Annotated in this window: 9 protein-coding genes and 1 rRNA gene; 5 read left to right on the top strand and 5 right to left on the bottom strand. The window is 71.2% G+C overall.

Annotation, left to right across the window (positions count from 1 at the left end; translation table 11 throughout):
• Positions 1–117 precede the first annotated feature (117 nt).
• Positions 118–234, top strand: a 5S ribosomal RNA gene (gene rrf, locus OC490_RS30150).
• A gap of 99 nt (positions 235–333) precedes the next feature.
• On the opposite strand, the gene OC490_RS30145 is transcribed toward rrf, so the two are convergent.
• From OC490_RS30145 to OC490_RS30125, 5 genes are read right to left on the bottom strand one after another with little or no spacing between them, the layout of a single operon-like run.
• Positions 334–1,644 carry a DUF58 domain-containing protein gene (locus OC490_RS30145; protein WP_262061159.1) on the bottom strand — a complete coding sequence of 437 codons (1,311 nt, stop codon included), beginning with the start codon at positions 1,642–1,644 and terminating at the stop codon, positions 334–336.
• The gene (locus OC490_RS30140; protein WP_262061177.1) at positions 1,644–2,633 is read right to left on the bottom strand and encodes an AAA family ATPase; all 990 of its coding nucleotides are present in this window, start codon (positions 2,631–2,633) and stop codon (positions 1,644–1,646) included. Before OC490_RS30140 ends, OC490_RS30145 begins: the two co-directional genes overlap by 1 nt.
• Entirely contained in the window at positions 2,633–3,826 is a 1,194-nt protein-coding gene (locus tag OC490_RS30135; RefSeq protein ID WP_262061158.1) for a DUF4350 domain-containing protein, read from the bottom strand. The genes OC490_RS30140 and OC490_RS30135 overlap by 1 nt, the downstream gene beginning before the upstream one ends.
• Positions 3,823–4,608: a DUF4129 domain-containing protein gene (locus OC490_RS30130; protein WP_262061157.1), complete on the bottom strand. Its 786-nt coding sequence runs from the start codon at positions 4,606–4,608 to the stop codon at positions 3,823–3,825. The genes OC490_RS30135 and OC490_RS30130 overlap by 4 nt, the downstream gene beginning before the upstream one ends.
• A 4-nt stretch (positions 4,609–4,612) precedes the next feature.
• Positions 4,613–5,971: a hypothetical protein gene (locus tag OC490_RS30125; RefSeq protein WP_262061156.1), complete on the bottom strand. Its 1,359-nt coding sequence runs from the start codon at positions 5,969–5,971 to the stop codon at positions 4,613–4,615.
• A 140-nt stretch (positions 5,972–6,111) separates the two neighbouring features.
• On the opposite strand from OC490_RS30125, the gene mtnA reads away from it, so the two are divergent.
• Genes mtnA through OC490_RS30105 form a run of 4 tightly spaced genes read left to right on the top strand, consistent with a single transcriptional unit; the run spans position 6,112 to position 11,863 of the window.
• Positions 6,112–7,251 carry an S-methyl-5-thioribose-1-phosphate isomerase gene (gene mtnA, locus OC490_RS30120; protein ID WP_262061155.1) on the top strand — a complete coding sequence of 380 codons (1,140 nt, stop codon included), beginning with the start codon at positions 6,112–6,114 and terminating at the stop codon, positions 7,249–7,251.
• Between the two features lie 8 nt (positions 7,252–7,259).
• Positions 7,260–7,949 carry a two-component system response regulator MtrA gene (mtrA, locus tag OC490_RS30115; protein ID WP_187284748.1) on the top strand — a complete coding sequence of 230 codons (690 nt, stop codon included), beginning with the start codon at positions 7,260–7,262 and terminating at the stop codon, positions 7,947–7,949.
• Between the two features lies 1 nt (position 7,950).
• Positions 7,951–10,035 (top strand): MtrAB system histidine kinase MtrB, encoded by a 2,085-nt coding sequence (gene mtrB, locus OC490_RS30110; protein WP_262061154.1) that lies wholly within the window; start codon positions 7,951–7,953, stop codon positions 10,033–10,035.
• Positions 10,025–11,863 carry an LpqB family beta-propeller domain-containing protein gene (locus OC490_RS30105; RefSeq protein WP_262061153.1) on the top strand — a complete coding sequence of 613 codons (1,839 nt, stop codon included), beginning with the start codon at positions 10,025–10,027 and terminating at the stop codon, positions 11,861–11,863. Before mtrB ends, OC490_RS30105 begins: the two co-directional genes overlap by 11 nt.
• Positions 11,864–11,933: the final 70 nt, after the last annotated feature.

Below are 11,933 nucleotides of genomic sequence, written 5' to 3'. Positions count from 1 at the left end.
ACTAATAGGCCGAGGGCTTGTCCTCAGTTGCTCGCGTCCACTGTGTTGGTTCTGAAACCACGAACAACCCCATTGCCATGGTCACGGTAGTGGTGCGGTTGATGTGTTTCATAGTGTTTCGGTGGTCATAGCGTGAGGGAAACGCCCGGTTACATTCCGAACCCGGAAGCTAAGCCTTACAGCGCCGATGGTACTGCAGGGGGGACCCTGTGGGAGAGTAGGACGCCGCCGAACAAATATTGCGAAAACCCCTGTACCGTTTATTCGGTACAGGGGTTTTCTGCGTTTAAGGGGCTCTGAAAAGGGGCCTGCATTTTTAAGCAGACCCCCGTATTACAAACGTCCCGCAGCCTTGAGAGCCAGATACGCGTCCGCCAGTGCCGGTGCGAGGTCGTCCGGTGTTGCGTCGACGATGGTGACGCCATGCCGGCGGAGTTTTTCTGCGGTGCGGTCGCGTTCGGTCTGGGCACGTGCCGCGGCTGCCGCCTCGTACACCGCCTCCGTGTTTCCACGAGCCGTGGCCATGCGCGCGATGTGGGGATCTGCCACGGATGCCACCAGAACCGTATGGCGCTGGGTGAGTTGGGAGAGGACGGGGAGCAGGCCCTCTTCGACCGGGGCCGCGTCGAGGCTTGTGAGCAGGACGATCAGGGAGCGGCGCGGTGCGGTGCGGATTGCCGTGGCGGCGAGGGCACGGGCGTCTGTTTCGACGAGCTCAGGTTCGAGCGTCGCCATCGCGTTGACCAGTGAGGGGAGTACGTCGCGTGCGGTGCGGCCCTGGACGAGGGCGCGGACCCGGCGGTCGTAGGCGAGGAGGTCCACGCGGTCGCCGGCGCGGGATGCCAGGGCTGCCAGGAGCAGGGCGGCGTCCATGGAGGCGTCGAGTCGCGGGGCGTCGCCGACGCGGCCGGCCGAGGTGCGGCCGGTGTCGAGGACCAGGAGGATGTGGCGGTCGCGTTCCGGGCGCCAGGTGCGTACCGCGACTGTCGTTTGGCGGGCGGTGGCGCGCCAGTCGATGGAGCGGGTGTCGTCGCCGGGGACGTATTCGCGCAGGCTGTCGAACTCTGTTCCTTCGCCGCGGGTCAGCACGCTGGTGCGGCCGTCGAGTTCGCGGAGACGGGCGAGTTTCGACGGGAGGTGCTTGCGGCTGGTGAACGGGGGCAGGACGCGTACGGCCCAGGGGACGGCGTGGGTGCCCTGGCGGGTGAGGAGGCCGAGGGGGCCGTAGGAACGGATGGTCACTCGGTCTGCTTGGCGGTCGCCTCGGCGGGTGGGGCGTAGACGGGTGGTGAGGCGGCGGCGTTCGCCGGGCGGGACCGTCAGGCGGTGGCGGGACGCGGCGAATTCCGTGCCGGGGAGCCAGCTGCTGGGGGGCCAGGCGTCGCGGATGCGGGCTCGGAGCAGGCGGCGGGACGGGTTGGTGACGGTCAGGGTGACGTCGGCGGATTCGCCCAGGCGTACGGAAGTGTCGCCCGAGCGGGTAAGGCTCAGGCGGCGTACGGGGGCGGCCAGGGCGAAGTCGCAGGCGCAGGCCACCGCCAGGGGGGCGTTGACGGCCAGGAGGCCTGTCCAGCTGGGTTCCCAGATGCCTACGGGGAGGGAGCCCAGGGCTGCGAGGAGGGCGGCGCGGCCGGTGAGAGCCATCAGCGGGGGACCGGGACGTGGGCGAGGATCGCGTTGATGACGGAGTCGGCCGTCACGCCCTCCATCTCGGCCTCGGGGCGCAGCTGTACGCGGTGGCGGAGGGTGGGGAGCGCCAGGGCCTTCACGTCGTCGGGGATGACGTAGTCGCGGCCCGTGAGCCAGGCCCACGCGCGCGAGGTGGCGAGGAGGGCGGTGGCCCCGCGCGGGGACACGCCGAGAGTGAGGGACGGCGATTCGCGGGTGGCGCGGCAGATGTCGACTACGTAGGCGGTGATTTCGGGGGAGATCGTTGTCTTGGCGACCGCCGCGCGGGCTGCTTCGAGGTCGGCCGCGCTTGCTACGGGGCGCAGGCCGGCGGCGTGCAGGTCGCGCGGGTTGAAGCCTTCGGCGTGGCGGGTGAGGACGTCGATCTCGTCCTGGCGGGAGGGGAGCGGGATCGTCAGTTTGAGGAGGAAGCGGTCGAGTTGGGCCTCGGGGAGGGGGTACGTGCCCTCGTACTCGACGGGGTTCTGCGTCGCGGCGACCAGGAAGGGGTCGGGGAGGGGGCGCGGGGTGCCGTCGACCGTGACCTGGCGTTCCTCCATCGCTTCGAGGAGGGACGACTGGGTCTTCGGCGGGGTGCGGTTGATCTCGTCCGCGAGGAGGAGGTTGGTGAAGACCGGGCCGGGCTGGAAGCGGAACTCGGCGGAGCGGGTGTCGTAGACCAGGGAGCCGGTGACGTCGCTGGGCATCAGGTCCGGGGTGAACTGGATGCGCTTGGTGTCGAGTTCGAGTGCGGATGCGAGGGCTCGGACGAGCAACGTTTTGGCGACTCCGGGGACTCCTTCTAGTAGAACGTGTCCGCGGCAGAGGAGGGCGACGACGAGGCCGGTCACGGCGGGGTCCTGGCCGACCACGGCTTTGGCGATCTCGGCGCGCAGGGATTCGAGGGAGGCTCGGGCGGCGCCCGGATTCCCCGCAGGCCCGGCGTTGTCAGTGGTCGGGTCCATCATGGACGGCGTACCTCTCTTTCGAGGGCGTCGAGTTGGTCGGCGAGTGCGATGAGGGCCGTGTCGTCGCTGGGCGGCGGGCCGAAGAGGAGGGAGTGCAGGGTCTGTCCGTCGCCATGGAGGTGGGCGGAGAGCGCGGGGAGCAGGGCTTCGGGCGCGTGCGCCTGGGAGACGGGGACGCCTACGAGGGGGGCGAGGCGATTGCGGGTGGCGGAGCGCAGGGCGGTGGCCGCGCGGTCGCGGGCGTTGGCTTTGCGGTAGAGGCGGGCGCGGCCTTCGACGGTTTCGGAGGCCCGGATCGCCACGGGGAGTCTTTCGGGTACCAGAGGGCCGAGTCGGCGTGCCCGCCACAGGGCGGCCAGGGCTGCGGCGATGAACAGCTGCAGCGTGCCCCAGAGCCAGCCCGAGGGGAGCAGGTCGAACAGGCTCTGGCTGCCGGAGGCGGTGGCCGAGCTGTCGGACAGCGAGGGGAGGTACCAGACCAGATGGGGCCGCGAGCCGAGGAGTTGGAGGGCGAGCGAGGCGTTGCCCTGCTTGTCGAGACGTTTGTTGAAGAAGATGTCGGGCGCGCCGATGACCACGGTGTCGCCGCCCGCGGACGCGTCCGGGAGCCGGAGCAGGGTCGGTCGGCCGTTGCTGGGGTAGCACTCGTCGGCGTCGGTGGCCGTGGTCGTGTACCGGTAGTCACCGGTTTCCGCGTCGCCCGCGCGCCGGGCGGCGGGCATCGAGCAGTCGGGGGAGAGCGGCGAGTCGAAGCTGGGCCCGGAGTCCACGGTGACCTTGGGGGCGAGCCGGCTCAGGGATGGCGTGCTGGGCGCGACGAGGACCGTACGGCCGCCGGAGTTCGCGAACGCCGCGTGCAGGACGGCCTGTTGACGCTTGGTCAGCAGGTCCGGGACGGCGACCAGGAGGGTGGTGTCCGGGCCGGCCGTGGCGCGGGCCTGGGCCAGGGTCGAGACCACGCGCGTGGACACGCCCCGGTCGCTGAGGAGTTCGGCGACGGCGCGGCTGCCGTAGGGGTCGGCGGAGCGCGGATCGAGGTCGCCGTGCCGGGCGTCGGAGCGGATCGCGGCGATCGCCACGGCGGCTGCCAGGAGGACCACGAGTGCGAGGACGATGCCACGCGCGCGGGTCCACACCTGGCGGGCGGTGGGCGAGGCCGAGGTGGCGGGAAGCGTCGCCTCCGTGGTCATTCGGCGGCCCCCTGGCTGGTGTGGTGGGCCGTGCTGTGGGCGCTGTTCGTGAGGACGGGCCTGGTCCGCTCCAGGCCGCGGTCGAGTTCGGCGATGTGGCGGTACGACTGCTCGCTCGCGGCTCGTCCGCCGTACGTCACGTCGTCGAAGTGTCCGGCGGCGGCGCGCAGTTCGTCCGTGTGCGACGGGAGTGCGCGGCCGGCTTCCGCCACCGCCTCGTCGGCGGTGCGGCCGGGGCGGACATCGAGCAGGGCGCGTTCCTCCAGGGAGCGGACGATGGCACGCATGCGTTCCTGCACGGCGGGGTTCCAGTGTCCCTGGGCGGCGTGTGCCTCGGCGGCCGAGCGGTGTTCGGCGGCGCTTCGGGGCCGGTCGTCGAACAGGGCGGCGGTGGAGGCGGGTTCGTGGCGGGGGGTGCCGAGGCGCCACCAGAGGGCGGCCACCACCGCGAGGACGACCAGGATGACGACGATCAGGCCGAGCGTTCCGCCGGGTGTCGCCTCCGATGCCCTGCTGAACAGTTTGTCGACCCAGCGGGAGATGGCGTCCAGGGCTCGTTGCACCAGGCTGGGGTCGTTCTCGTGGTACCTCTGCTTGGACAGTTCACGCCGGGCCGCCTCCCGCGCGGGGTCGCGCGGGATCGTCACCGGCGGCTCGTCTCCCGAGAGGGCCGACGACTGTACGACGATGCCGTGGGCGCGCAGCAGTGCCCTTGTGGCCGATTCGACGGTGTGCGGCAGCGCCGCGGGCACCGCCGTGAGAACTCCCCCCGCCAGGCTCACCGCATCAGCTCCCCGGGGTGGGGCCGGGGGCGGCGGTGCCGTAGTCCTGGACGCCGGCGGCACGGGCCAGGTCGAGGTCGAGGGCCTCGCGGCGGATGCGCTGGTCGATGTACAGGAGCACGGTGACGCCCGCGGTGATCGGGAACGAGATCATGCGGCCGATCACCGCGCCGAGGCCGCTGATGATGAGGAACGTCCAGCCGACGTCGCCGGTGCCGTTGACGAGGCCGCCGAGGCCGTCGCCGCTCAGCAGTCCGGCGATGAAGGCGAACGGGATCACGAGGATGGACGACAGGATGCTCGCGATGATCTGGGCAAGCAGCTGGATGCCGAAGATCCGCCACCAGGAGCCGCGCACCAGCTTCGCGGAGCGGCTCATCGACTTCACGATGCCCTGCTTCTCCAGCATCAGTGCGGGCGAGGCCAGGGAGAAGCGGATCGCCAGCCAGAGGGTGACGACGCAGCCGGCGAGGCCACCGATGACGGCGAGCGCGATGCCCCCGTCCTGGGATCCCGTGACGGCCACGATGATGCCGGGCACGGTGGGGACGCCGATCAGGGCGATGGCCATGAGGATCAGCAGGCAGATCAGGCCGAACAGCTTGAGCACCTGGGGGCGGGCGTCACGCCAGGCCTCTGTGGCGGTGACCGGCTTGCCGAGCACCGCGCGGCTGGTGACGGTCGTCAGCAGGGCGGTGGCGATCACCGTGCCGATGAGGGCGACCAGGTAGACGACGCCGGTGCTGAGGAAGGCCTCGCTCATGCCGCGGGTCACTTCGGAGGCGCTGGCGTTCGGGTCATCGAGGGCGTTGGTGCTGGTGAGGTCGCTGAAGGCGAAGCCCTGGACGAGGACGACGATGGTCTGCATGACGACCGCGACGCTGAGCGAGATGCCGAGGACCGTGCGCCAGTAGGTGCGCATGGTGGAGACGGCGCCGTCGAGGATCTCGCCGACGCCGAGCGGGCGGAGCGGGATCACACCGGGCTTGGCCGCGGGCGGGGGACCGCCCCAGCCGGCTCCCCAGCCGGGAGCGCCGTAACCGCCGGGCCCGCCGTATCCCCCGGGGCCTCCGGGGCCTCCGGGGCCTGCCGGGCCGCCGGGGTGGCCTCCGCCCCAGCCGGGGCCGGGCGGTGGGGGCGGTGCCTGGCCCCGGCCCGGGGCGTCGGTGGGCGCGGACCACTGGGTGGGTGGCGGCTGCTCCTTGGACCACTGCGGGCCGGTGCCCGACGGGTCCGTGCCGGGCTGGTCCGCGGGCTGTGCGGGGCCGGAGCCGTCCCCGGGCTCGGCCGGGCCGGACCCGCCGGGCTCGGGCCCGTCGGGCTGCGCGGATCCGGGCGAGGCCCAGCCCGGAGTGTCGTTCATCGTCGCTCCTTCACGGTGCCCGTCCGCGGGCGCGGCGGCAGGTTGGCAGCCATCGTGCCATGGGGTGGTCGACCGGTGACCGGCCGCGGTATGGGCTGCACACCTTCAATTGTCCGCCGGATACGGGGCAGACTGACCGCATGGCTGATCAGTACGCGCAATCCGGCGAGAACGGCCGGTCGACCGAGATACCCGCGATCCGCTGGGACGAGCCCCCCGAGGGGCCTGTACTGGTCCTGCTCGACCAGACGAGGCTGCCGGCCGAGGAGGTCGAGCTGGTGTGCACGGATGCCTCCGCGCTGGTGGACGCGATCCGCTCGCTGGCGGTGCGCGGGGCGCCGCTGCTCGGCATCGCGGGGGCATACGGTGTCGCGCTCGCCGCCGCGCGGGGCTTCGACGTCGACGAGGCCGCGCTGGCGCTGGCGGGCGCCAGGCCGACCGCGGTGAACCTCTCCGTGGGCGTGCGCAGGGCCCAGGCCGCGCACCATGACGCGGTGGCCAAGGGAGGCGATCCCGATCAGGCGGCCGGGGCCGCGCTGGCGGCGGCGCGGCGGTTGCACCGGGAGGATGCCGAGGCCAGCGCACGGATGGCCGCGCACGGGCTGGCCCTGCTGGACGAGCTGCTGCCCGGCGGCGGGCACCGGATTCTGACGCACTGCAACACCGGAGCACTGGTGTCGGGCGGCGAGGGCACGGCCTTCGCGGTGGCGCTCGCGGCGCACCGGGACGGGCGGCTGCGGCGGCTGTGGGTGGACGAAACGCGTCCATTGCTGCAAGGTGCTCGCCTGACGGCTTATGAGGCGGCGCGCAACGGTATGGCGTACACCTTGCTCACGGACAACGCGGCGGGCTCCTTGTTCGCGGCCGGGGAGGTGGATGCGGTGCTGATCGGGGCGGACCGGATCGCCGCCGACGGTTCGGTGGCGAACAAGGTGGGGAGCTATCCGCTCGCCGTGCTCGCCCGGTACCACCATGTGCCGTTCATCGTGGTGGCACCGGTGACGACGGTGGATCCGGGCACGCCGGACGGGGCGTCCATCGAGGTGGAGCAGCGCCCCGGATTCGAAGTGACGGAGATCACGTCACCGCAAGTGACGGTGTCGGGAGCGGGAGGTGGGATTCCGGTGGCACCCCTGGGGACCCAGGCCTACAACCCGGCGTTCGACGTGACGCCTCCCGAGCTGGTGACGGCGATCGTCACCGAAGAAGGCGCTGTTTCGCCTGTGACGGCGGAGGCGCTGGCAGAGCTGTGTGACAGGTCACGACAGGTAACGATTTAGTTAATGGGATGATGTCGTTTATGAAGGGACGAGTCCTTGTCGTCGATGACGACACCGCACTGGCCGAGATGCTCGGCATTGTGTTGCGTGGTGAAGGTTTTGAGCCGTCTTTCGTAGCCGACGGCGACAAGGCGCTGGCCGCTTTCCGTGAGAGCAAGCCCGACCTGGTGCTCCTGGACCTGATGCTGCCCGGGCGGGACGGTATCGAGGTGTGCCGCCTGATCAGGGCGGAGTCCGGGGTACCGATCGTGATGCTCACGGCGAAGAGCGACACCGTCGATGTCGTGGTGGGCCTGGAGTCCGGCGCCGACGACTACATCGTGAAGCCGTTCAAGCCGAAGGAGCTGGTCGCCCGGATCCGGGCGCGGCTGCGGAGGTCGGAGGAGCCGGCGCCCGAGCAGCTCGCCATAGGCGATCTGGTCATCGATGTGGCCGGTCACTCCGTGAAGCGGGACGGGCAGTCGATCGCGCTGACCCCGCTGGAGTTCGACCTGCTGGTCGCGCTGGCCCGTAAACCGTGGCAGGTGTTCACGCGTGAGGTGCTCCTGGAGCAGGTCTGGGGCTACCGGCACGCGGCGGACACCCGTCTGGTCAACGTGCATGTCCAGCGGCTGCGTTCCAAGGTCGAGAAGGACCCGGAGCGGCCGGAGATCGTGGTGACCGTCCGCGGCGTCGGTTACAAGGCGGGACCGAGCTGACATGTCCAGGGACAGTGCCGCTTCGGCACCCGGGGGGACCGGGGCCCGCGCGGGGCGGCCTGTCGGCCGGAAGGCGGCGGGCTCCCGCTGGGCACGCCTGTTGGAGGGCGGGCTGTTGCAGGGCGGAGTCCAGGGCAGCCCGGTCCTCCGCCTGTTCATGCGCTGGGTGCGTCGGCCGTTGCTGCCGGTCATGCGGCTGTGGCGGCGCAACATCCAGCTCAAGGTCGTCGTCACCACCCTGCTGATGTCGCTGGGCGTCGTCCTGCTGCTGGGCTTCGTCGTCATCGGCCAGGTGCGCAACGGCCTGCTGGACGCCAAGGTGAAGGCCTCGCAGAGCCAGGCCACGGGTGGGTTCGCCGTGGCCAAGCAGAGGGCCGACGAGGCGGCCAGCGGGACCGCGGACGACGGCTCCGCGACCGACGGCAACTCCTCGCAGAACGTCATCTCATGGATGAGCGACCTGGTGTCGTCGCTGTCCAGCGGCGGTCAGGGGGCCTTCGACGTGGTGACGCTGCCGGCGGGTGCCGACAGTGGCGGCGGACGCAGTCCGCGCGGTTCCGGGTACGTCGATCCGTCCGCGAGCGTGCCCGAGGACCTGCGCGCGCGGGTCAACGGCAGTACGGCAGCGGCCCAGAGCTACACCCGGATCATCTACAGCAACGGCAAGGAGTCCCAGCCCGCGCTCGTCGTCGGCAAGCAGGTCAACGACCCGAACAACAACCCGTACCAGCTGTACTACCTCTTCCCGCTCACCCAGGAGGAGAAGTCGCTCAGCCTGGTCAAGGGGACGCTGGCGACGGCCGGGCTCTTCGTCGTCGTACTCCTCGGGGCCATCGCCTGGCTCGTGGTGCGGCAGGTCGTCACGCCGGTGCGGATGGCCGCCGGGATCGCCGAGCGGCTGTCCGCCGGGCGACTCCAGGAGCGGATGAAGGTCACGGGTGAGGACGACATCGCGCGGCTCGGCGAGGCCTTCAACAAGATGGCGCAGAACCTCCAGCTGAAGATCCAGCAGTTGGAGGACCTGTCGCGGATGCAGCGCCGGTTCGTGTCCGACGTGTCGCACGAGCTGCGGACGCCGCTGACGACCGTACGCATGGCGGCCGATGTCATCCACGACGCGCGCGTGGACTTCGATCCGATGACCGCGCGGTCGGCCGAACTCCTGGCCGACCAGCTGGACCGCTTCGAGACGTTGCTCGCCGACCTGCTGGAGATCAGCCGCTTCGACGCGGGAGCGGCGGCCCTGGAGGCCGAGCCGATAGACCTCAGAGAGGTTGTACGGCGGGTCATCAGCGGGGCCGAGCCGCTCGCCGAGCGCAAGGGCACGCAGATACGCGTCGTCGGCGACCAGCAGCCCGTGGTCGCCGAGGCCGATGCCCGGCGGGTGGAGCGGGTGCTGCGCAATCTCGTCGTCAACGCCGTGGAGCACGGCGACGGCAAGGACGTCATAGTCAAGCTCGCCACCGCGGGCGGGGCGGTCGCCATCGCGGTGCGCGACTACGGGGTGGGGCTCAAGCCCGGCGAAGCGACCCGGGTGTTCAGCCGCTTCTGGCGGGCGGACCCGGCACGCGCGCGTACCACCGGTGGTACGGGTCTGGGGCTGTCCATCGCCCTGGAGGACGCGCGGCTGCACGGCGGCTGGCTGCAGGCGTGGGGTGAGCCGGGCGGCGGTTCGCAGTTCCGGCTGACACTGCCGAGGACCGCGGACGAACCGCTGCGGGGTTCGCCGATACCTCTGGAGCCCAAGGACTCACGCCGTAATCGTGGACTCAATGACGCCGGTCTGCCGAGCGGCGGCGGGGACAAGCGCGCGACGGTCCCGGTGCAGCCGATGGGTGACCAGGGGGCGCCGATACCCGCGCGGACCCCGATCGCCCCGAGGCTGACTGCCACGACCGCGACAGCGGACCCGACGGCGCTGCCCGGCAACGGAGCACGCGTGGTGCCCCGGCCGACCGGCGGCACACGGCGGCAGGAGGACGGGGCGACCGCGGACGCGCCTCGCAGTGACACCGCGCGCGGTGTCGAACCGGCCGCCGTGCCGGAGGAATCGAACAAGCAGGGGGAGGCATCTCATGGGCGCTGACCGCGAGGGGGGCGCCCGGCGAAAGCCGGCACGCGCGGCGGCGTACGTCGCGTGTGGCGTCGTAGTGCTGGCGGGATGTGCCTCGATGCCGGACAGCGGGGACCTTCGGGGTGTCGAGTCGACGCCGCGACAGGACACCCAGGTGCGGGTTTTCGCGATGCCTCCCCGGGAGGACGCGACGCAGGGGGAGATCGTCCAGGGCTTCCTGGAAGCGCTGACCAGCGACGATCCGAACTACAAGACGGCACGTCTGTACCTGACCGCCAAGGCGGCGCGGGGCTGGCAGCCGGAGGCGTCCACCACCGTGCTCGCCGACGGGCCGAGCACGGAGGCCGTCCGTCCCCCCGGCGACCGGGAGGACAACGACGCTTTCGTGTACACACTGACCGGTGACCGGGTCGCCACGGTGGACTCGCAGCAGGTGTACTCGCCCGCGGACGGCCGGTACAGCCAGCGGGTGCACCTGGCGAAGGACGCGAAGAGCGGACAGTGGCGCATCGACGGGCTGCCACAGGGCGTCGTCATGGGCAGCTCGGATTTCCAGCGCAACTACATGTCGGTCAACAAGTACTACTTCGCGTCGAACACGACGGCCGGGGCGACCCCGCAGCCGATCGCCGTGGCGGACCCCGTGTTCGTACGGCGGCGGGTGGACCCCATGACGCAGATGGTGCGTTCGCTCCTCAGCGGGCCCACCAGCTGGCTCGGGCCCGTGGTCAGGTCGAGCTTCCCCACGGGGACGGCGCTGCGCAAGGGAGTCACCTCGCTGACCCCCGACGACCAGAACAAGCTGACTGTCCCGTTGAACCAGAAGGCCTCACGGGTGGGACTGGCCCGGTGCAACGAGATGGCGACCCAGATCCTCTACACACTTCACACCATGACGCCCACGGTGGACGAGGTCGAGCTGCAGGCCGCCAACGGCGCACAGCTGTGCGTGTACTCCGAGAACAACGCGGAGTCCCTCGTGACACGCGGCCCCGTGAGCCACCCCGTGTACCTGTACTTCCTCGACGACAAGCACCGGGTGGTGCGGATACCCGGCGGCAGCAGGGGCACGCACACCGAGGCGGTGCCGGGTGCGCTGGGCGAGGGCACCAAGCAGCTGGGGTCGGTCGCGGTGTCGCGCGACGAGGAGAGCGGGGCCGGGGTCAGTCTCGACGGGAAGTCGCTCTACGTCGGGTCGATGGTGTCGGGCGCGTCGCTCGGGGACCCCGTGCTGACCAGCCAGGGCAAGACGGCGGCCGACCGGCTGACGGCTCCCAGCTGGGATGTGCAGGGCGACCTCTGGGTGGCCGACCGGGACCCGAAGAACCCCCGGCTGCTCGTGCTGCAGAAGGGCGCCGGCCAGCCGATCGCGGTGGACACCCTGGGGCTGGACGGCCGGATCGAGTCGGTTCGGGTGGCGGCCGACGGGGTGCGGATCGCGCTCGTCGTGGAGAAGGACGGCAAGCGGTCCCTGATGATCGGCCGGATCCAGCGGAGCGGGGCGACCGGGGAGCAGCCGGTGATCTCGGTCCTCGAACTGCGTTCCGCGACCCCGGACCTGGAGGAGATCACGGCCATGTCGTGGGCCGGGGACAGCCGGCTCGTGGTGGTGGGGCGCGCGAAGGGCGGCGTGCAGCAGATGCGGTACGTCCAGGTCGACGGCTCCACACCGGAGGGCCCGGCCCCCACGGCCCTGACCGGCGTGAAGGAGATCGCCGCGTCCGAGGACGACAAGCTCCCGCTGGTGGCCTACTCGGAGGACGGGATCGTACGGCTGCCCACCGGGGCGCAGTGGCAGAAGGTGGTCAAGACGGGGTCGGCGCCGGTTTACCCGGGGTGAGGGCGATCACCGGCCCAACCGGGTTGAGGCGCTTGCCCGTTGACCTGGGGTGAGGCAGTGCGAAGCGGCT

Source organism: Streptomyces sp. STR69, from assembly GCF_024519455.1.
Classification (GTDB): Bacteria; Actinomycetota; Actinomycetes; order Streptomycetales; family Streptomycetaceae; genus Streptomyces.
The sequence above is the reverse complement of the archived record's forward strand: the minus strand, read 5'-3'. Positions and strand labels throughout refer to the sequence as shown.